Consider the following 20,838-nt stretch of genomic DNA (forward strand, 5'->3'; position numbering starts at 1 on the left):
CCATGTCCGACCTCAACGGCGTCGCGCACGTCATCCTGACCGCGGGCGATTTCGAACGTTCGACCGCTTTCTGGCGCGACGTCATCCGCTATCTCGAGCTCAAGCTGGTGCTCGACAATGACGCGATGCTCTATGGCGTCGGCGGGCGCACCGCGATCGGCATCCGCACCGGCAGCCCCGGAAATGCCGGCAAGCGCTTCGACCAGGGCGCACCGGGGCTGCACCATGCCTGCTTCCGGATGCGCGACCGCGACGCGGTCGACCGCCTCTATGCCTTCCTGAAGGACCGCAGCGACATCGTCTTCGTCCATGGGCCACAGGAAGAGCCGTGGGCGCCCGGCTATTATTCGATCCTGTTCGAGGACCCCGACGGCATCCGCATCGAATTCAACCACGTCCCCGGCGCCGGCCTGCTTGCCGAAGGGCAACGGATCGGCGGCGCCGAAGTGTTCGATTAGAGCAAATTGCAGGAAATCTGAATCGACCCGTCTCCCCGAGCGAAGACGAGGGGCTCTGCCGAGCGAAGTCGAGGCTGCGACGCTGCGGTTCTCGCTCCGCTCGAACGAGCCCCTCGTCTTCGCTCGGGGAGACGGTGCAGATTTCCGGCACGATGCTCTAGAAGCCGTAGACCAGTGTGAAGCGCGTCAGCGTGTCGAGCTTTTCGACGCCCGGCGCCGGATGCGTGTCATAGGCGGCCGAATAGGCGATGCGCGCGGTCAGCGCGCCCGACAGTTTTGCATTGAGCGCGGTCAGCGAACTGGTCGAGGTCGTCGTTTCGCCGACGATCGTCGAGGCGGTCGAGGTAAGCTTCAGCGCCGGCGACAATTGCCATCCGAAATCGACCCCGGCGAGGCCCGTGATTTCGCTGTCGTCGGGCTCGTCGATGAAGTCGGTCTGGCGCCACGCCGGCCCCGCCTTCAGGTTGAGCGTCATCGCCTTGCCGTCGATCACCTTGTAGCCGAGGCCGCCCGACACGTTCCAGCGCGCGTCGAAGCCCTGCATATGGTCGCGTTCCCAGCGGCCGAGACCAAAGACGAAGGTGCGGTCGTTGAGCCGGTATTGCGGTTCATATTCGGCTATGAACTTCTCGACCGTCGTCTTGCCATTGGTGCGCTGATAATCGGCCTGCGCCATCACGCGATTGTTCCAGTCGAGCCCCTTGCGCGTCAGCGCGACGCCAAGGCTGAGGCCCTTCGAATCGGTGTTGCCGCTGCTCAGCGAGGCGCCGATCTGTCCCTCGCCCTTCCAGTTTTCCCAGATCTTCGCGTTCGCAAGCCGCTCGCGTTCGGCAGCGGCGGCGGCCTCCTTTTCCTGCGTGCGTTTCGCGCGATAATCGGCGAGCATCGCGTCGATCTCCGCCGCCTTGTCGGGCCGCGCTTTCTTTGCAAGTTTGCCGACCGCTTCGACGTCGCCGTCCTTCTTGCTCGCCATCGCCGCGGCGAGCATGTCGCCGACCGGATCGGGATCGGCCGCGAGGTCGCCCTGACGCCGCGCCTCGAAGGCGGCGAGGATCGCGTCGATGTCGTCGATCGAGCGCGGATTGGTCGCTTTGGCGAGCGACACCACGGTGTCGACCTCGCTCTTCTTGCCGCCATCGAGCGCGGCCTCGATCATCGCGCGCACGGCGTCGGGCAGCGGCTTGGGTGCGGTTTCGAGCACCAGGCCCGTCACCGCTGGCGGGATGAGCAGCGGCGACACCGTCGGGTCAGCCATCTGTGCGCGCACTGGCGAGGCGCCCGAAGCGAGCAGCAGGGCAAATGCCGACAGCGGTGCAAATTTCTTCATCGAACGGGTCCTTCGCCGGGGAGGAGGTGAGGATCTCTCGATCGGATCGAGGGGCTTCGCCTCCCCCCGGCCCGCTCATAAGCGCAAAGCGACTGGCATTTCCACCCCTATACCAAGATGCAATGATCGCAACCTATGAGGATTTCCAGTCCCGTTTGCTGGCGAGGAGCAGCGGAAGCGGCGATGTGGTTCATCGTCGCGACGCTGCGACGACGTCCAGCGGACGGGACTGGCAACCCTGCGGGCGGTCTTCTGGCGCCCCCCGGACAGCGTCACGCCCTCGGCACGATGCACCGCATCGCCCCTTCGGGCGCTCCTCGCCGGGAACCGCCAGAAGACCGTCCTCATAGGTTGCGATCATTGCATCTTGGTATTACCCCCCATGTGCAATCCTATGCTGATCGCATTTTTCGCCATCTTTTGCGCCGGAGTCGGTAATTTCGCGATGCACCGTGCTTTTATGGAGAGCGACGATCCGCTGGTGCAACAGATGGTGAAGCCGCTCGCCGACAAGGTCGGGCCGCACGTCACCTATGTCTTCGAATTCCTGCTGCTCGTCGGCGCGATGGGAATCGCGACGCGGAACTGGTTCACCGCCCTGATGCTCTATGGCCTCTATACCATCTTCAACGCGATGGCGTTCAGCTGGGTGATGCATCGCGGCGATTGATGCCGCACGGCATTGCTCAGAAAGGGCTTTTCGGCGCGGTTCCGGGGCGGGTGAAGAGCTTGCCGCCTTCGGCCCACAGCACGAGCGCCAGGCCGACCGCCGCGCAGAGCATGAAGGCATAGGCGAGCGGCAGGGTCGTGCCGTCATATTGCTGGCCGATCGCAGCACCGACGACCGCGGCGAGCAGCGTCTTGGCAAAGCTCTGATAGGAGGATGCGACGCCCGCCATATGACCGAAATCCTCCATCGCGATCGAACCGAAATTGCTGCCGATGAAGCCGATCAGGCCGACGTTGACCATCATCAGCACCGTGAACATCACCAGCGTCTCGGCGCCGCTCAATGCCGCGACGATCTGCATCGCCGCGGTCGCCATGAAGGCGAAGACCGCCGTCTGCGACACGCGGCGCGCGCCGAAGCGCTCGACGATGCGCGCGTTCGAGAAATTGGCGATCGCGATGCCGATCGCGACGCAGGCGAAGATCAGCGGGAACAATGTGCGCGCGTCGAACACTTCGGCGATGATCTGTTCGCTGCTGTTGAGATAGCCGAACAGCGCCCCCTGCATCAGCCCCGAAGCGATCATATAGCCCGCGGCGCGGCGGTGCCGCGTGACCGTCACCCAGCCCGCGACCATCGTGCGCCAGTCGAGCTTGCGCACGTCGTGCGGCTCGAGCGTTTCGGGGAGGCGGCGAAGCCAGAGGAGCATCAGCAGCGCCATCGCGGCGAAGAGGAAGAAGATGGCACGCCACCCCGCGATCGCGGCGACGCCGGCGCCGATCGACGGCGCGATGATCGGCACGATCATGAAGACGAGGAAGATCAGCGACATGCGCTTCGCCATCGCATCGCCGACGAACAGGTCGCGGATCACCGCAACGACGATCACGCCGAGTGCGGCGCTGGTGAGGCCGTGGCCGAAGCGCAGCGCGAGCAGCATCGGATAGCTCGTCGCGAGCCCGCAGCCGATCGCGAACAAGGTATAGGCGACGAGCGCGGGAACGAGGACGCCCTTGCGCCCGAAACGGTCGGCGAGCGGCCCGTAGACGAGCGAGCCGAAGCCGACGCCGAGCAGATAGACCGAGATCACATATTGCCGGTCGTTGGGCACGGTTACGCCAAGCGCCTGGCCGATCGCCGGCAGGGTGGGCAGCATCGAGTCGATGGCGAGCGCGTTGAGCGCCATCACCATCGCCATCATCAGCACCATCTCGCGGTCGCCGGGAAGCCGGGCCGTCGGGGCGGACGAGGGACGAGTCGAATTGTGCATTGCGGCAACGCTATGAACAGGATCGGCTCTTTTGGCCAGAGCCGACCGGCGCTTCATAGCTATTCGCCTACGGTCGGTGGGGTTTACGCCGACTATGCGACGCCGTGATACCACCAGACGCCGTCGCGATCCTCCCTGGTCACGCGCCCCTCGACCTCGAGCCGCTTCAGATGCGCGAGCGCCTCGCCGGTCGCGAGCCCCTGATTATGCTCGCCGATCGGGCGGTTGAAGAGCAGCGGGAAGGTGTCGACCGCGCGCATCGGCGCCTCGGCCGCCGCCTCGGCGAGCTTGTAGAGGCGCATGCGATGCTCGTCGCGCAGCGCGGTCAGGCGGACGTGCAGCCCCTTGAACGGCTCGCCGTGCGCGGGGCAGGTGAGCACGTCGGCGGGGACGGTCGCGAGCAGCTTGTCGATCGACGCGAGCCATTCGCCCAGGGGATCGGCGTCGGGTTCGGTGATGTTCACCGACACGTTCGAGCTGATCCGCGGCAGCACCTGATCGCCCGAAACGAGCACGCCCTCGCGCTCGTTCCACAGGCACGCATGTTCGGGGCTGTGGCCCGATCCGGTGACGACGCGCCATTTGTGCGCGCCCATGTCGAGCGAATCGCCGTCCTTGATCCGCACATAGCTGCGCGGCAGCGGAAAGATCATCGCGGCGAAGCGGCCCCAGCCCTCGCCGCGCTGGCGTTCGATCGCCGCCTCGCTCCAGCCGGCGGCGCGCGACTGGACGAGCACCTCTTCGGGCACAGTGTCGCTCGTGTCGCCGACGATCGTGCGCGCGGTGAGCATTTCGCCGCGCGTCATCCACAGCTTGACCCCGCGTTTCTTCGCGATCCAGCCGGCGAGCCCGATATGGTCGGGGTGGAGGTGGGTGCCGATCACCCGCGTGATGCGCGCATCCGACAGCGCGCCGGCATAGAGCGCCTTCCACGCATCCGAACAGAGCGTCAGGCAGATGCCGGTATCGACGACCGCGATCCCGTCATCATCGTCGAGCAGCCAGCTGTTGATATGGCCAAGCGAGCCCGGCATCGGAATGCGCGCCCAGCTGATCCCGTTCGCAACGCGGATCGTCTCGCCCGCGCCGGGCGCGGCCTCACCCCACGGATAGGTGAGGCCCGCGTGGCTCGTCGCAGTGAAGCTGTCGTCCTGCGTCAGCGAGGCGTCGGGCGAGCCGGTGCCCGTCGGGATGCCGTCGTCGTCGCCGCGCCCCGCCATGCCGCGATCAATCCCGCTCTTCGTGGATTTCCTCGGCTTCGAGCGCTTCGGCGGCCGCGGCGCGTTCGGCGCGCAGCTCCTCGAGCAGCGCTTCGCGGTCGCCTTCGAGGCGGCTGTCCTCGGGCGCCTTGATCCCCGCCTTTTTCGCCGCCTTGGCGACGATCGCATCGAGTTCGCGCTGCGAGCAGAGGCCGAGCGTCACCGGATCCTTGGGGACGATATTCGCGCTGTTCCAGTGGCTGCGGTCGCGGATCGCGCCGATCGTGTTGCGCGTCGTGCCGATCAGCTTGCCGATCGCGCCGTCGGACACTTCGGGATGGTTCTTCAGGATCCAGGCGATGCCGTCGGGCTTGTCCTGGCGCTTGCTGACCGGCGTGTAGCGCGGCCCGCGGGTGCGGCGGATCGTGTCCTGCGCCTGCACGCTCATCTTGAGCTTGTAATTGGGGTCCTTCTGGCCCTTTTCGATCTCTTCGAGCGACAGCTCGTGCGCGCGGACCGGGTCGCGGCCGGTATATTTGGTCGCCGCGGTCTCGTCGGCGATCGCCTGCACCTCGAGGATGTGGATGCCGCAATAATCGGCGATCTGGGCGAAGGTGAGGCCGGTGTTGTCGACCAGCCAGGCGGCGGTCGCGTGCGGCATCAGCGGGGTCGGATTGGCATTGGCCATGACTAGTCTCCACGGGCGGAAATAATAAGGGCCGCCCCTCGCGGGGCGGCCGGACATTGGCGGCGGCTTTATACCGGTTTGGCCAAAGCGGCAAGCCCTGCGGATTCGACGGGTTCGGCGCCGACCCTATCGCAATCGCCGGAAAAAGTCGTCCGTGCTTACCCGCTCTTTGCCAGCGCATATTCCTGCGTGCCGCGCGTGATTACCGCGTCGCCGGGCAGGATGTCGGCGATCGGAATCGGCGGCAGCGCGGCGTTGGCGGCATAGAGCGGCGCGAAATCGGTGTTCACCGTCACGTCGAGCAACTGTTCGAGGCTGTCGATGACGAAATAATTCTGCTGGAAATCGTCGATCCGGTAATCGGTGCGCATCACGCGCGCCAAATCGAAGCCGATGCGGTTCGGGCTGTCCGAATCGAGCGCGAAGACGCTTTCGGCATAGGAAGAGACGATGCCCGCGCCATAGATGCGAAGGCCCCCGCCCTCACGGATCAGACCGAACTCGACCGTATACCAATAGAGCCGCGCGAGCTGCTTCAGCGCGTCATATTTCAGGCTGCGCAGCCCGCCCTCGCCATAGGCCACCATATAGTCGGCGAACACCGGATCGGCGAGCATCGGAACATGGCCGAAGACGTCGTGGAAGACGTCGGGTTCCTTCAGATAATCGAGCTGCTGCGGCGTGCGGATGAAATTGCCCGCGGGAAAGCGCCGGTTCGCGAGATGGTCGAAGAAGACGTCGTCGGGGACGAGCCCAGGCACCGCGACGACTTGCCAGCCGGTCGCGTCCGTCAGCCGCGCATTGAGCTCGCGATAATCGGGAATGCCCGGCTTTTCGAGCTTGAGCACGTCGATCCCGCGCAGGAACGCCTCCGACGCGCGGCCGGGCAGCATCGCCGACTGTCGCGCGAACAGCCGGTCCCACATCGCATGTTCGTCGGCGGTGAACGCCCCCCAATCCTGCGCAATCGTCCAGTCGGGCGCGGCGCCCGGCGGCGGGGTTTCGTGGACGTGGGTAAAGTCGCTCTCCATGGCGTCACTTCTATCACGAAATTGGTTTCAAGTGAAACTTTATTCTCCGATGGCCACCACCTGCGTCGCGAGCCGGTCGACCTCGGCGCGGTCGTGGCTGACATAGAGGATCGGCAGCGCGAGTTCGTCGCGGATGCGCTCGATCACCGCCATGATGCCGCCGCGCCGCGCCGCGTCAAGCGACGACAAGGGCTCGTCCATCAGCAATATCTCCGGCCCGCGCAGCAGCGCGCGGCCGATCGCGACGCGCTGCGCCTCGCCCCCCGACAGGCTGCGCGGCCAGCGGTCGAGCAGATGCGCGATACCCAGGAAGGCGGCGGCTTCGTCGAGGCTCATCCAGCGCTCGGCGGGCGCGGCGAGATCGTGGCCATAGAGCAGGTTGGCGCGCACGCGGCGATGCGGAAAGAGCCGCCCGTCCTGAAACACATAACCGATGCGCCGCGCTTCGGGCGGCAGGTCGATGCCGGCGCCGAACAGCGTCCGCTCGCCGATGCGGATATGCCCGCGGTCGGGGCGGAGCAGCCCCGCGACCATGTTGAGCAGGCTCGTCTTCCCCGCCCCCGACGGGCCGAACAGCGCGGTCAGGCCGGGACCGGCGGTAAAGGCCGCGGCGATCGTGCGATCGCCGAGCCGTTTCGCGACGTCGATCTCAATCGCCATGCCGGACCCTTCCGGCGTGAGTGCGGCGCACGAGCCATTCGGAAAGGATCAGCGCCGCGAGCGACAGCGCGACCGAAAAGAGCGCGAGCCGCGTCGCCATCGCCTCGGCCCCCGGCACCTGCAACGCCGAATAGATGGCGAGCGGCAGGGTGCGCGTCTCGCCCGGGATGTTCGAAACGAAGGTGATCGTCGCGCCGAACTCGCCGATCGAGCGCGCGAAGCCGAGCACCAGCGCCGCGAGCACGCCGGGCAGCGCGAGCGGCAGGCTGATCGTCCGGAAGGCGTGCCAGCGCCCGGCACCGAGCGTGCGCGCCGCGCCCTCGTAGCGCCGGTCGATCCCCTCGATCGACAGCCGCATCGCGCGCACCATCAGCGGCAGCGCCATGATCGCCGCAGCGAGCGCCGCGCCGGTCCAGCGGAACATCACGCTGACCCCGAACCAGCTTTCGAGCCAGCGGCCGGCGGGGCCGAGCGGACCGAAGGCGATGAGCAGGAGCCAGCCGGTGACGACCGGCGGCAGCACCAGCGGCAAATGGACGAGGCCATCGACCAGCAGCCGCCCGGGAAAGCGATAGCGCGCGAGAACCCACGCCAGCGCAAAGGCGATCGGCAGCGTCGCGAGCACCGCGACCCCGCCGACCTTCAGCGACAGGACGACGATCCCCCATTCTTCCGCCGACAGCATCAGGGCGCGATCATTTTCTGGCCGTCATTGCGAGCGCAGCGAAGCAATCCAGAGCGGTTTACGCACACTCTGGATTGCTTCGCTGCGCTCGCAATGACGGGGTCGGTTTGCATCCACATGCGTTCAGGGCGCCGAAAAGCCATAGCGCGCAAAGATTGCGCGGCCCGCCTTCGATACGAGGAAGGCGCGAAAAGCCGCCGCGTCGGGATGGCGCGAGGTTTTCAGCTGCGCTACCGGATAGCGGATCGGCGGATGGCTCGATGCCGGAAAGACGCCGACCACCCTCACCCGCTTCGATGCCTTCGCGTCGGTCGCATAGACGATGCCGAGCGGCGCCGCGCCGCGCTCGACGAGCGCCATCGCGGCGCGGACATTTTCAGCGGGCGCGAGCTTGCCCGCGACGCCGTTCCACACGCCGAGCGCGGTCAGCGCCGCCTTCGCATATTTGCCCGCGGGCACCGCGTCGGGATTCGCCACCGCGAGCCGTCCGCCGCCGAGCGCGTGCGCGAGCGGAAAGCCGCGCGCCGGGGCGAGCCTTAGCGTGCCCGACGCCGGGCCGATCAGCACCAGCCGGTTGCCGAGCAGCGTCGTGCGCGTGCCCGCCTCGATCCGCCCCGCCTTCTCGGCCGCATCCATCCACGGCTCGTCGGCCGACAGGAAGAGATCGGCGGGTGCGCCGGCGATGATCTGCCGCGCGAGCGCCGACGATCCGGCGAAGGAGAGGATCGGCCGCACATGCCCCTTCGCCGCCCAGGCGTCGGCGGCGGCGGTGAGCGATTCCTGAAGGCTCGCCGCCGCGAGGACGAGCGGGCCGCGCTCGGCGGCGTGCGCGGCGGGCGCGAGCAGGATGGCGGCGAGGAAGAGCATGAACCGGCGGCGAAGAAGGGCGGGCATGTCCCGGCTATAGCCGCCTCACCCCGCAGGCGAAAGCGGCGCCTTGAGCGCGATGCGGCCATAGCCCGGCTCGACGAGGCCCCGCGCGGCGAGTTCGCGCAGTGCCGCGCCGAGCGTCACGCGCGACACGCCGAGCAGGTCGGCGAGCTGCTGCTGCGTCGCGCGGACGCTTGCACCGTCGGATCCGTCGGCCGCCATCGCGCGCAGCAGCCGCAGCAGCCGTTCGGCGACCGGCAGCCGCCGCTCGGCGTCGATGATGTCGAGCGAGACGGCGAGCTGGCGGCCCAGGCTGCGCAACAGCAGCTCGGCCCAGCCGACATCCTCCTGCATCAGCCGGCGCAGCAGCGGCCGGTCGATGGCGACGAGCCGCGCCGGCCCGCTCGCCACCGCGTCGGCCTGTCGCGGGATGCCGGTGAAGAAGGCGAGCTCGCCGAACATGTCGCCGGGGCCGATGACCCCGAAAGCCGTGAAGCCGCCATCCTCCGCATAGCGCCCGACGAGCACATGTCCTTCCATCACCGCCCAGAAGGCATCGCCGGGGTCGCCCTGATGCTGGACGAACTGCCCGTCGGCGAAGCTGCGCGCGGGTGCCAGCCCGAGCAGGCGCGCGCGCTCGTCGGCGGACAGCCGCGTGCGCTCGGCAAGGGTCAACTGATAACTTCTTTGCATTCTTGTCCGCCCTCTTGTGACAGCTGCCGGCAAAAGACAAGTGGCGCGCATCGCAGCGGGAGATACGGGATGCATCTGACTTCGGCCCAATCGAGCCTGATTGTCGCGGGAATCTACCTGGTCTTTTGCCTGATCGAGATCCTGCGCACGCAATTTTTCGCCAAGCCCGAACAGTCGCGCCACGACGCGATCGTCGAGATCGTCAGCATGTTCGCGTTGTTGGCGGTGACCCAGCCCGCGATCCTTCTCGCGGTCGGTGCGCTGGGCCACGCCTTCTTCCCCGCCTGGGAAGGCGCGCTGGTCGATACCCCCTGGTATGCCGCGCTCGCGCTGTTCCTCGTCTGCGAGGATATGGCGCAATATTGGTGGCACCGCGCATCGCACAGCACGCCATGGCTCTACAACCTGCACCGCGCGCACCATAATGCGCGCTATATGAGCGTGCGGCTCGTCTATCGGAACAACATCATCTATTATGCGATGATGCCGAACCTCTGGACTGCCGGGGTGCTCGTCTATCTGGGGCTCGGCTGGTTCTACGCCTTTTACCTGATCGTGAAGATGGCGGTGATCATCGGCGCGCACAGTGATGTCGCGTGGGACGCGCCGCTCTATCGGATCAAGGCGCTCGCGCCGGTGATGTGGGTGGTCGAACGCACGATCAGCACCCCCGCGACGCACCATGCGCACCACGGCCGCCACGCGAGCGACCCCGCCGTGAACTACAAGGGCAATTACGGGAATCTGCTCTTCTTCTGGGACGTGCTGTTCGGAACCGCCAAGATCACGCGGCGCTTCCCCGAAAGCTACGGCGTCGAGGATCTGCCGCCCGCGACGCTGGGCCAGCAACTGCTGTGGCCGATCTTTCCCGAGAACAAGGATGTGAATGCGGTGATCCCCGGCGCCGCGCCGGTCGCGTCCGCATCACAGCGGGCGGCGGCCGAACCGGCGTAGCTTCGAGTATAAGGGCGTGTGTCCCCGCGGAGCCGAAGGCGGCGCGGGAGCACACAGCATTTCTTCTAGAACCGCGCGCGAAGGCCGGCAGCGACCGCGCGGCGTTCGACCGGGTAATAGATTGCCGAAGCGTCGGTCGCGGCGATCACCGCGCCGATGTCACCGATCGCCTTCTTGCCGGTCAGGTTGCGCACATCGAGGAAGGCGTCGATGCTGCGGGTCACGCGCGCACCGGCGGTGAAGCCGAGCAGCACATAGCCCGGCGTGCGCACGGTGTTGCTGTAGTCGGCATAAGGCCCCTTCGGCACCCATTCGAAATTCGGCGCGATATGCAGCGCGTCGGTTCCGAGGCGCAGTTCGGCGCGGTAGACGTGGCGGGGCACGACCGGAAGGCGGTTGTCGCCGAACTCGACGTCGCCCCGGAAACGGAAATTGCTGTAGCTATAGACCTGCCGCAGCCGCAGCCAATCGGTCGGCGCGATTTCGACCGCAGCCTCGATCCCCTCGTGCCGCGTCTTGCCCGCGTTGAAGGTCGAGGCGGGAATGTCGGCGCTCACCGTATATTGCAGCAGCTCGTTCTTCACATCGGCGCGATAGAGCGAGAGGTCCCAGCTCAGCATCCCCGCCTGCCCGCGCGTCCCGATCTCCGCCGTCCAGGCGGACTGCGCGTCGAGCGGCACGAAGGTCGATACCTGCGCAAGCTCGATGAAGCCGGGGAATTCGGCCGAGCGGCTGTAATTGCCATAGACTTGCACGCCCGCCACGGGCTCGAACAACAGCCCGAACTTCGGCGAGAAGCTGTCGAAATCGGCGCGGCCATAGTTGTCCACTACGCCGCCCGCGAAGCCGTTGAACGTCTCGTGCTGCTCGCGCATCCCGTCGGCATAGATGCCGCCTGCGATCAGCGAGAGTGTCTCGACCGGCTTGAAGCGCAGCTCGCCATAGAGGGTCGCGGTGCGCGCATCCTGCTTCGCGTCGAAGGTCCTGGCGCCGCGCTTTCCGGCATTGTTGACGAAACGCTTCGAATTGACGTCGCCGACGCGCAGCTCGCCACCCAGCGTCGCCTCGACCGGTCCGCCTGCATAGTCGAGGCGGACATAGCCGCCGCGGTCGACGCTCTTTTGATCGACGAGCTGGAAGATCGGGTGATAGAGCGACTTGGCGTTCAGAAAGACCCCGACGTCGAGCTTCGCCCGCCCGAAATCGAAGCTGGTGCGGTTCTGGAGCCGCAGCGATTCGATGTCGCGCGCCTGATCGCCCGCGGCGCTGCCCGCATTGGCCTGACGCGGCGTGGTCAACGCCTCGTCATAGGTCAGCGCACCGGGAAGCTGCTGATCGATATTATTGTAGCTCGCATAGAGGCGCGTCGTGATCCGGTCGGTCAGCTGCATCCCGACATTGCCGTGGAAGCGCAGGCTGTGGCGCTGCGCATGGTCGCGGTCGCCGTCCGACGTGTCGGCGCTGACGGCGCCCCACGCATCGACGCGATCGCTCGCGACGCCCGCCGACACGAGGCCGCGAACACTGTCGAAGCTGCCGGCGTCGCCGCGCAGATAGACGCCCCCGGCGGTGCGTCCGGTCGGCGTCACGCCATTGATCGCGCCGCCGAGCGTCCCCGAACCGAAGCGGAGCGCATTGGCGCCGCGATAGACTTCGAGATGGTCGAAGAAGATCGGTTCGAGTTCCTGAAAATCGCCATTGTCGTCGGCGAGGTTGATCGGCACGCCGTCCTGGAGCAGCGTGATCCCGCGCATATGATAGCCGCGCGAGAGGCCCGAGCCGCGGATCGCGATGCGCACCTCCTGCCCGAAGCGCGGCTGGAGATAGACGCCGGGCGAGAAAGCGAGCGTGTCGCGCAGCGAGACGATCGACTTGTCGGCATAATCTTCATGGGCGACGACGTCGGTGCCGCCGGGGGTCTTGTCGGCACGCGCTTCGGCGGCGTCGGTTTCGCCGGGCGCGGTGACGATGATCGTGCGGTCGGCGTCTGCGGCATCGGCCGCCGCGGGCATGGCAAGGGCGAGCGCCAGCAGGGGCGCCGCGCGGGTCACTTCGGTTTTCATATTTAATCCTTCGCATGGAATACAGGTGCGGACCGGCGCACGCGGGACTGCGTGGCCGGCCGGTCAGGCTGGATTCAGGCGAAGGCGGGTGGTCCGGTGCTCGGCGGCAGCGGCGACGCGGCGCCCGGCGCGAAGCCGAACAGCGCCGCCGGCGCCGGCGCGGGCATCGCGAGCGCGAGCATCGGCGGCAGGACCGGCGTGCCGGGCACGATCGGCGCCACCGCCAGCGCGCCCCATGGGCAATGCTGGGTCTTCGACGCCTCGTGATCGCCGCTCTTTTCGAGCGGGATGGTCAAGGTGGCGCCGGGGTTCGCCGGGTCCGAACAGACGCGCACGGTGATCGACCCGCTCGCATCGCTCTCGATCATCCAGCCCGGCGCGACGAAGGTGCGCGCCGCGAGCGCCAGCAGCACGGGAAGCAGCAGCAGGATGCCGGGACGGCGCAAGGCGGCGAGGATGCCCACGGAAGCGCCCCTTATGGCGCACGCTACCGCCTGACAAGCGGACAAATCGTCCCATTCAGAGCAATCGTATAAGGCTTTGCTCCTTCCCAGCCCTTCGTCATGCTGAACTTGTTTCAGCATCCATGGCCCATCCTTTGAACAAGCGCCGCGAAGCTAGAAAGGGCAGACCATGGACCCTGAAACAAGTTGGCGAATAATCCCTTCGCATCCGTATTCTGGATATCGTCATTGCGAGCGAAGCGAAGCAATCCAGAGCGGTTTACGCACACTCTGGATTGCTTCGCTTCGCTCGCAATGACAGGGCATATGGATGCAATAGGGATAATCGCCAGACAAGTTCAGGGTGACGAGACAGGGGGTGCGGCGAGATCCTATGCGATTGCCCTGGCGCCCTATTCGGCCGGCGCCCCGTCGGTCTTCTTTCCCGTGCGCGTCCACGGATAGAGGAATTGGCCGGCATAGTTTTTCGGAACATCTTCGGGGATGCCGTAATTTTCGGGCCAGCGATCCTTGGGCAGATGAAAGGTGCCGAACAGCTTGTCGAGGAAGGGGAAGTGGATCGCGAAATTGACGTCGAACGCCTCGCGTTCGAGCCCGTGGTGCCAATGGTGGAAGCGCGGGGTCGCGAGCCAGTGGCCGAGCCGGTTGAAATTGCCCCCGACATTGGCGTGGAGCAGCGACGACCAGACATAGACGAAGCCGATATAGGCCTGCATCACCGACGGGCTGAACCCGAGCGTGAACAGCGGCAGCGAGGTGATCGAGCGCAAGAGGATGATTTCGACAAAATGCATCCGCGACCCCGCGAGCCAGTCCATCGACTTCGCGCTGTGATGGATCGCGTGGAAGCCCCAAAGGAAAGGGAAGCGGTGGAAGCTGCGGTGGAACCAATATTGCACGAAATCCGACGCGACGAGCACGATCGCGAACTGCACCACCCACGGCAGCGACGCGACCCCGGCGCGGAACGCCGCCCAGCTACTCGTATGGTCGTTGACGAACGCCTGCGGCGCGAGCGCGAGGAAGCCCAGCACCTGCACGAACATCGTGCTGACGAGATAGTAGAACAGGTCCTCGCGCCATTCGGTGCGGAAGAGCCGCTGCGCGCGGCGATGCGGAAAAGCGCGTTCCAATGGCGCGAACATGAAGCCGGTGACGAGCAGGTTCACGACGAAGAAGTCGAGCCCGAAGAAAATCCCCCAGTCGCGCGTCTCGGCGGGCTGGACGTTCGCCCCGCCCATCAGCGCGGCGGCGAGACCGATCATCAGCGCGGTGAGCCCGAGTATCTTGCGCGGACGCAGCAGCAGGCTGAGCAGCGACAGGCCGTAACTCGCGAGCAGGACGAGATGCACCGCGCCGCGAAAGCCGGTCCAGCCCTTGACCACTTCGAGCTCGGGGGTCGCGAACCAGTCGGGAAAGCGCAGCGCGACGACCATGAAGAAACCGCTGATCGCGAACAGCAGCGCGAAGAAGCCCGACAGCCACCCGCTCCCGAACCGCCGCACCTCGGTGTGCGATTCGAGGTCGCGCATCAGATTTTGCAGATAGTCGCGTTTCGCCATTTGCGCCGTCCCTCACCATCGTCATGCCGGACTTGATCCGGCATCCATTTCCGCCCCCCGCGCCGTGGACCCCGGATCAAGTCCGGGGTGACGAGCTAAAATCTATCCCGCCGCCTCGACGATCTTCGCCCACTCCGCTTCGTCGATCACGCGGATGCCAAGCGCGCTCGCCTGTTTGAGCTTCGACCCCGCGCCCGGCCCCGCGACGACGAGATCGGTCTTCGCGCTCACCGATCCCGCGGCCTTCGCGCCCAGCCGTTCGGCCTGCGCCTTCGCCTCGTCGCGGCTCATCGTCTCGAGCTTGCCGGTGAAGACGACGGTCTTGCCCGACACCTCGCTCTCCTGCGTCTCGACGACATAGAGCGGCGGCGAGACTTCGCCGAACAGATCGTCCCACAGCGCACGGTTGTGCGGTTCGTGGAAAAAGTCGCTCAGCGCCTCGGCGACCGCCGGGCCGATGCCGTCGGCGCGCACCTCGAGGATCGCCTTGATCGCGTCGAGCTTGCGGCTCGCATATTTGCCGTCGGACTCGCCTTCCTCGCGCGGATTGGCGTCGCCCCAGGCGCGCAATTCGGCCGCCTTGCCGGGCAGGCGCCTTATATCGCCCAATCCCTTGAGCAGATCGCGCGCGGTCACCGCGCCGATGTGCCGGATGCCGAGGCCGAAGAGCAGCCGCGCCGCATCGGGTTCGCGCTTCGCCTCGATCGCGGCAAGCAGATTGTCGACCGATTTCTCCTTCCACCCCTCGCGCCCGAGCAATTCGTCGCGGTGCGCCTTCAGGCGAAAAATGTCCGCCGGCCCCTTGTCGAGCCAGCCGAGCGCCAGAAATTCCTCGATGCTCTTTTCGCCCAGCCCTTCGATGTCGAGCGCGCCGCGGCTGACGAAATGGCGCAGCCGCTCGAATTTCTGCGCCGCGCAAATGAGGCCGCCGGTGCAGCGCACATCGACCTCGCCCTCTTCGGCGACCGCCTCGCTGCCGCACACCGGGCAATGATCGGGAAAGACATAGGGATCGCGCTTTTCGTCGCGGGTGAGGTTTTCGACGACCTGCGGGATCACGTCGCCCGCGCGCTGGACGACGATGCGGTCGCCCGGCCGCACGCCGAGCCGCTCGATCTCGTCGCGATTATGCAGGGTGACGTTCGACACGACGACGCCGCCGACGGTGACGGGGGTGAGCCGCCCGACGGGGGTCAGCTTGCCGGTGCGCCCGACCTGGATGTCGATGGCTTCGAGCGTCGTCTGCGCGCGTTCGGCGGGGAATTTATGCGCGATGGCCCAGCGCGGCGCCTTGGCGACGAAGCCCAGCCGTTGCTGCCAGTCGAGCCGGTCGACCTTATAGACGACGCCGTCGATGTCATAGGGCATGTCGGCGCGTTCGGCCTCGATCGTGCGATAATGGTCGAGCACGCCCGCGGCATCGTCCAAGCGCTTCAGCAACGGCGACACCGGCACGCCCCAGCTTTCGATGCGCTTCATCATCGCGAACTGCGTCGCCTCCGGCACGTCGCTGACCTCGCCCCAGCCGTGCGCAAGGAAGCGCAGCGGGCGCGACGCGGTGACGCTCGCGTCCTTCTGGCGCAGCGAGCCCGCCGCGGCGTTGCGCGGATTGGCGAACTGGCGCGCCTTTTCGGGGTCGTCGGCCTCGGCGAGCAGGCGGGCATTGAGCGCGGCGAAATCGGCCTTGGCCATATAGACCTCGCCGCGGATCTCGAAGACGTCGGGGATGTCATGAAGCCCCTCCCGCGCGCGGGAGGGGTTTGGGGAGGGCATGTCGCGCGCCGCTTCTGACGAAACAGACCCTCCCCCGACCCCTCCCGCACGCGGGAGGGGAGAAAGTTTCTGAGGAATGTCGGCGATCGTCCGCACATTGGGGGTGACGTCCTCCCCCACCGTGCCGTCGCCGCGCGTCGCCGCCTGAACGAGCTCGCCCTTTTCATAGCGCAGCGAGCAGGAGAGGCCGTCGATCTTGTCCTCGGCGGTCAGCGCGACCGCCTCGCCCTCGCCCAGTGCCAGGAAACGCCGCACGCGCGCCACGAATTCCTCGACATCCTCGGCTGCGAAGGCGTTGTCGAGGCTCATCATCCGCACCGCATGGGTGACCTTGGCGAGCGGCGACGCCTCGACCGCGGCGCCGATCAGCCGGTTCGGGCTGTCGGCGCGGATCAGATGCGGAAAAGCCGCCTCGATCGCATTGTTGCGGCGGACGAGCGCGTCATAGTCGGCGTCCGAAATCTCCGGGCTGTCCTCGGCATGATAGAGTTTGTTGTGGTGCGCGATCTGTTTGGCAAGCCGCATCAGCTCGTTCGCGGCTTCGGCCTCGGTCAGCGATTCGATATCGGTCATGCCCCGGCTTTTGCCACCGACGCGAACTCGGCGCGAGTATCCAATCGCGCGACCACCAGCACATGCACCTGTCGCCGGATGCGGAAGCCGAGCGTTTCATAGAGCGCGATCGCGCCGGCGTTGTCGGCATAGCTGTGCAGGAAGGGCGTCTCGCCGCGCGCCGCCATCGCGCGCATGACATGGCCGATCAGCGCCCGCGCGAGCCCGCGCCCGCGGCAGTCGGCGCAGGTCGCGACCCCGCTGACCTCGGCCATGCCGGGCATCAGCATCCGCTGCCCCGCCATCGCGAGCAGCCGCCCGTCTTCGCGCACGCCGAAAAAGGGGCCATAGCGATGCGTCGCCGGCCCCCACGGCCCCGGCTTCGCATGTGTCGCAAGCGCCGCCATGTCGGGCGCGTCGGCATCGGAAAGCGGCACCATCGCGGGCTCGCCGGCGCGCAGGGCGGGCGGCGGCCCTTCGGCGACCATCTGCGCGAGCACCGCGCGCTTCACCTCGCGCGTGCCCGGCGGCAGCGGCCATGGCTCGCCCTCGACGATCCACAGTTCACCGTCATCGGGGACCAGCGCCGCGAGCGCCGCCTGCGCCGCGGCGCCCCTATCGGCGGCGGCGCCGAATGGCCCATAGCCGCGATCAATCCGCACCGCCCGTGCGTCGCCCGTCGCCAGATGCGCCTGGCGTCCGGTGAGCATCGACCAGACGGGGCGGTCGAGGGGGTGTCTGGGGATCATGTTCCGTCGTCGGGATAAAATTCGCTTGTCACGACGATCTCGCCGACAATGGCGGCGTTGAAATTATCCAGATCCTCTGCGGGGATCCAATATTCCTGATGCGCGCGTCCGCCCGCTGTCTCGACCGCATAGCCATCCAGATAGGACTTCAGAACCTCGAACCGAGTGACATAGCCGCTGCCGCTCGCGCGGACGTTCCAATCGCGCGCGATTTTGATCGCATATTCTTCGGTCGTCACGGGGTAGAAAATTGGCTGCTCGGGCAATCGGGGCGGAAAGGCTCGCATGCCGCTATCGCGGATCAGGGCAAGTTCCTCAGGACCGACCGGCCGCCACAACGTGATGGTCGCCTCGCTCACCCCACGACCTCCAGCAACCGCTCCGCCTGCGCGCGAGCCTCCTCGGTGACCTCCGTCCCCGAGAGCATCCGCGCGATTTCCTCGCGCCGCCCCGCATCGTCGAGCGCGCGGACGCCGGTGCGGGTGACGGTGCCCTCGCTCGACTTGGCGATGACGAAATGCGCCGCGCCCTTCGCCGCGACCTGCGGGCTGTGGGTCACGGCGAGCAATTGCTTGCCCGCGCCGGCGAGCCGCGCCAACCGTTCGCCGATCGCGCTCGCGACCGCGCCGCCGACACCGCGGTCGATTTCGTCGAAGATGATCGTGTCGGCCCCGCCCTCTTCGGCGAGCGCGACCTTGAGCGCGAGGATGAAGCGCGACAGTTCGCCGCCGCTCGCGATCCTGGCGAGCGGCGCGAAGGGCGCGCCGGGGTTGGTCGAAATCAGGAACTCAACGCGGTCCATCCCGTCGGGACCCCAGCGCTCGGCGGGCAGCGGCTCCACGAGTGTCTGGAAGCGCGCCGCATCGAGCTTCAGCGGCGCCAGTTCGCCCGCGACCGCGGCGTCGAGCCGCGCTGCCGCCTTCGTGCGCTGGTTCGACAGCGCGGTCGCGGCGTGGGTATAGGCCGCCGCGGTGTCGCGCACCGCCGCCTCAAGCTTCGCGAGCCCCGCGCTGCCGCCCTCGATCGCGTCGAGCCGCGCGGCAAGGTCGCCGGCGAGCTGCGGCAGTTCGTCGGGCTGGACGCCGTGCTTGCGCGCCAGCGCACGCAGTTCGAACAATCGCGTCTCGGCCGCTTCGAGCCGTTCGGGGTCATATTCCATCGCGCGCGCCGCTTCGTTGAGCTTCGCCTCGGCCTCGTCGGCGTCGATGATCGCGCGGTCGAGGTTCGCGAGCGCTTCGGCGAGCAGCGGATGATCGCCTGCGAGCCGGTCGAGCCGCCGCGCCGCGCCGCGCAATAACGCCGGGCCGCCTTCGCTGCCGTCGAAGGCTTCAAGGATCGTCGCAAGGTCGCCGGCGATCCGCTCGCCCTTCTGCATCGACGCGCGCGCCTCGGCGAGTTCGGCTTCCTCGCCCGGCTGGGGGGCGAGCGCCTGCAATTCGGCGACGCAATGTTCGAGCCATTCGCGGTCGCGCTCGGCTTCGTCGAGCGCAGCCCTTGCCGCGGCGAGCCTTTCCTCGGCGGCGCGCCACGCGCCATGCGCCGCCGCGACCGCGCCGGTGTCGGCGCGCGCATAGGCGTCGAGGAGCGCGCGGTGCCCCGCGGGCGCGAGCAGGCCGCGATCGTCGTGCTGGCCATGGATTTCGACCAGATGCCCGCCGACCTCGCGCAGCAGCGCCGCCGAGCAGGGCTGATCGTTCAGAAAGGCGCGGCTGCCGCCATCGGCCTTGAGCGTGCGGCGGATCAGCAGCGGTTCGCCCGCTTCGAGCGAAATATCGTTGTCGGCGAGCAGCGCCGCGAGCGGGGTGCCGGGCGCGGGCGCCGCAAAGCTCGCCGTCACCTGCGCCTTGTCGGCCCCCTGCCGCACCAGCCCGGTGTCGGCGCGCATCCCGAGCGCGAGGCCGAGCGCGTCGAGCAGGATCGACTTGCCCGCCCCCGTCTCACCGGTGAGCACGCCGAGCCCTGCCTCGAAATCGAGGTCGAGCCGTTCGATCAGCACGATATTGGCGATGGACAGGGCGGTCAGCACGATTCGACCCTTACATTAGAACAAAGCGCGAATCTATTCGGGAGTGAAACTGTCAAGGCAGGATTTGGGACTGGCGCAGAGCTCGCAGAGACGTAGGGAAACAAGTTCACGCGGAGACGCGGAGACGCCGAGAGATGGCGCTTGCCGCGAAGCGGCTCTTCTCCTGCTGCGATGGCGACGAGGCTTGATTGGAAAAGATGGAGGGGCCTATCGGCCCTGATTCTCCGCGCCTCCGCGCCTCCGCGTGAACAAAAATCGCGGCGGCCTCTGCGAGCTCTGCGCGAATCTCCATTCCCGGCTGTCCGCCTCAGGCCGCGGGCGCGTGCTTCTGCATCAGCTCATAGGCGCGCTTGTACCATTTGCTGCCCGGATAGTTGGCGCCGAGCACGGCGGCCGACTTCTTCGCCTCCGACGGCACGCCGAGCGCGAGATAGCATTCGACGAGGCGATACAGCGCTTCGGGCGCGTGGCTCGTCGTCTGATATTTGTCGGTGACCTCGCGGAAGCGGATCGAGGCGGCGAGCCAGTTCGAACTGCGCTCGTAGAACCGGCCGATCTCCATCTCCTTGCCCGCGAGATGGTCGCGCACAAGGTCCATCTTGAGCCGCGCGTCGGCGGCGTAGCGCGTGTCGGGATAGCGGCGAATCACTTCGCCGAGCGCGGCTTGCGCCTGCAGCGTGATCTTCTGGTCGCGGGTGACGTCGCTGATCTGCTCATAATAGCTGAGCCCGATCAGATAATAGGCATAGGGCGCATCCTTGTTGCCCGGATGGATCGCAAGGAAGCGCTGCGCGGCTGCGATCGCCGGCGTATATTCGCGGTCCATATAATAGGAAAAGGCGCTCATCAGCTGCGCGCGGCGCGCCCAGGGCGAATAGGGATGCTGGCGCTCGACCTCGTCGAACAGCGCGGCGGCGAGCTTGTACTGGCCGCGGTCGAGCCGGTCCTGCGCCGCGCGATAGAGGGTGCTGACGTCGCGCGCGACATAGCGCGTGTCCTTTTTCACCCCGCCGCCCCCGGCACAGGCCGCAAGCATGGGCGTCATCACAAGGGCTGCGGCGAGCAGGCGCACGGCGGCGCGCGGGTTAGTCCGGTCAGTCATGCGGGCGGTATAGCCACAGCGCGGATGAACGCAAAATAAATG

Annotated in this window: 20 protein-coding genes; 3 read left to right on the plus strand and 17 right to left on the minus strand. The window is 67.1% G+C overall.

Translation table 11 applies throughout. The annotated features are described in order from the left end of the window. Positions 1-2: 2 nt before the first annotated feature. Positions 3-458 carry a VOC family protein gene (locus CHB69_RS06865; RefSeq protein ID WP_089215246.1) on the plus strand — a complete coding sequence of 152 codons (456 nt, stop codon included), beginning with the start codon at positions 3-5 and terminating at the stop codon, positions 456-458. A 157-nt stretch (positions 459-615) separates the two neighbouring features. Here CHB69_RS06865 and CHB69_RS06870 read toward each other — a convergent pair whose 3' ends face one another. Further along, entirely contained in the window at positions 616-1,785 is a 1,170-nt protein-coding gene (locus CHB69_RS06870; RefSeq protein WP_089215247.1) for a DUF481 domain-containing protein, read from the minus strand. Between the two features lie 445 nt (positions 1,786-2,230). On the opposite strand from CHB69_RS06870, the gene CHB69_RS06875 reads away from it, so the two are divergent. Next, positions 2,231-2,455: a hypothetical protein gene (locus tag CHB69_RS06875; protein ID WP_141133929.1), complete on the plus strand. Its 225-nt coding sequence runs from the start codon at positions 2,231-2,233 to the stop codon at positions 2,453-2,455. 16 nt (positions 2,456-2,471) lie between these two features. On the opposite strand, the gene CHB69_RS06880 is transcribed toward CHB69_RS06875, so the two are convergent. From CHB69_RS06880 to CHB69_RS06915, 8 genes are all read right to left on the minus strand, one after another. After that, positions 2,472-3,725, minus strand: coding sequence for a multidrug effflux MFS transporter (locus tag CHB69_RS06880; protein WP_089215249.1), 1,254 nt, complete (start codon positions 3,723-3,725; stop codon positions 2,472-2,474). 92 nt (positions 3,726-3,817) lie between these two features. Then, on the minus strand, positions 3,818-4,945 hold the full coding sequence (locus CHB69_RS06885) for an MBL fold metallo-hydrolase (protein ID WP_089215250.1): 1,128 nt from the start codon (positions 4,943-4,945) through the stop codon (positions 3,818-3,820). Positions 4,946-4,952: 7 nt separating this feature from the next. Next, positions 4,953-5,612, minus strand: coding sequence for a DUF1013 domain-containing protein (locus tag CHB69_RS06890; RefSeq protein WP_245836592.1), 660 nt, complete (start codon positions 5,610-5,612; stop codon positions 4,953-4,955). Positions 5,613-5,770: 158 nt separating this feature from the next. Then, positions 5,771-6,643, minus strand: coding sequence for a phenylalanine 4-monooxygenase (phhA, locus tag CHB69_RS06895; protein WP_089215251.1), 873 nt, complete (start codon positions 6,641-6,643; stop codon positions 5,771-5,773). Between the two features lie 39 nt (positions 6,644-6,682). Continuing rightward, entirely contained in the window at positions 6,683-7,303 is a 621-nt protein-coding gene (locus CHB69_RS06900) for a molybdenum ABC transporter ATP-binding protein (RefSeq protein WP_089215252.1), read from the minus strand. Then, positions 7,293-7,988, minus strand: coding sequence for a molybdate ABC transporter permease subunit (gene modB, locus CHB69_RS06905; protein ID WP_089215253.1), 696 nt, complete (start codon positions 7,986-7,988; stop codon positions 7,293-7,295). Before modB ends, CHB69_RS06900 begins: the two co-directional genes overlap by 11 nt. Positions 7,989-8,111: 123 nt before the next feature. Next, entirely contained in the window at positions 8,112-8,882 is a 771-nt protein-coding gene (gene modA, locus CHB69_RS06910) for a molybdate ABC transporter substrate-binding protein (RefSeq protein WP_089215254.1), read from the minus strand. A gap of 18 nt (positions 8,883-8,900) precedes the next feature. Continuing rightward, positions 8,901-9,551, minus strand: a complete 651-nt coding sequence (locus CHB69_RS06915) for a Crp/Fnr family transcriptional regulator (protein WP_170935465.1) — start codon at positions 9,549-9,551, stop codon at positions 8,901-8,903. Positions 9,552-9,620: 69 nt separating this feature from the next. Between CHB69_RS06915 and CHB69_RS06920 the strand changes: the two genes are divergently transcribed. After that, positions 9,621-10,505 (plus strand): sterol desaturase family protein, encoded by an 885-nt coding sequence (locus CHB69_RS06920; protein WP_089215256.1) that lies wholly within the window; start codon positions 9,621-9,623, stop codon positions 10,503-10,505. Positions 10,506-10,570: 65 nt separating this feature from the next. On the opposite strand, the gene CHB69_RS06925 is transcribed toward CHB69_RS06920, so the two are convergent. From CHB69_RS06925 to CHB69_RS06960, 8 genes are all read right to left on the minus strand, one after another. Then, the gene (locus tag CHB69_RS06925; protein WP_089215257.1) at positions 10,571-12,568 is read right to left on the minus strand and encodes a TonB-dependent receptor family protein; all 1,998 of its coding nucleotides are present in this window, start codon (positions 12,566-12,568) and stop codon (positions 10,571-10,573) included. Between the two features lie 74 nt (positions 12,569-12,642). Beyond that, entirely contained in the window at positions 12,643-13,032 is a 390-nt protein-coding gene (locus tag CHB69_RS06930; protein ID WP_089215258.1) for a hypothetical protein, read from the minus strand. 392 nt (positions 13,033-13,424) lie between these two features. Beyond that, entirely contained in the window at positions 13,425-14,594 is a 1,170-nt protein-coding gene (locus tag CHB69_RS06935; RefSeq protein ID WP_089215259.1) for a sterol desaturase family protein, read from the minus strand. A gap of 102 nt (positions 14,595-14,696) precedes the next feature. After that, complete coding sequence (ligA, locus tag CHB69_RS06940) at positions 14,697-16,940, minus strand: NAD-dependent DNA ligase LigA (RefSeq protein ID WP_089215260.1); 2,244 nt, start codon at positions 16,938-16,940, stop codon at positions 14,697-14,699. Next, the gene (locus CHB69_RS06945; RefSeq protein ID WP_170935466.1) at positions 16,937-17,668 is read right to left on the minus strand and encodes a GNAT family N-acetyltransferase; all 732 of its coding nucleotides are present in this window, start codon (positions 17,666-17,668) and stop codon (positions 16,937-16,939) included. Before CHB69_RS06945 ends, ligA begins: the two co-directional genes overlap by 4 nt. Then, positions 17,665-18,027, minus strand: a complete 363-nt coding sequence (locus CHB69_RS06950) for an ADP-ribosylation/crystallin J1 (RefSeq protein ID WP_089215261.1) — start codon at positions 18,025-18,027, stop codon at positions 17,665-17,667. Before CHB69_RS06950 ends, CHB69_RS06945 begins: the two co-directional genes overlap by 4 nt. Further along, positions 18,024-19,694, minus strand: a complete 1,671-nt coding sequence (gene recN / locus CHB69_RS06955) for a DNA repair protein RecN (RefSeq protein WP_089215262.1) — start codon at positions 19,692-19,694, stop codon at positions 18,024-18,026. Before recN ends, CHB69_RS06950 begins: the two co-directional genes overlap by 4 nt. A 307-nt stretch (positions 19,695-20,001) precedes the next feature. Continuing rightward, complete coding sequence (locus CHB69_RS06960) at positions 20,002-20,796, minus strand: outer membrane protein assembly factor BamD (RefSeq protein WP_089215263.1); 795 nt, start codon at positions 20,794-20,796, stop codon at positions 20,002-20,004. Between the last annotated feature and the right edge of the window lie 42 nt (positions 20,797-20,838).

It is taken from the genome of Sphingopyxis indica, from assembly GCF_900188185.1.
Lineage (GTDB): Bacteria > Pseudomonadota > Alphaproteobacteria > Sphingomonadales > Sphingomonadaceae > Sphingopyxis > Sphingopyxis indica.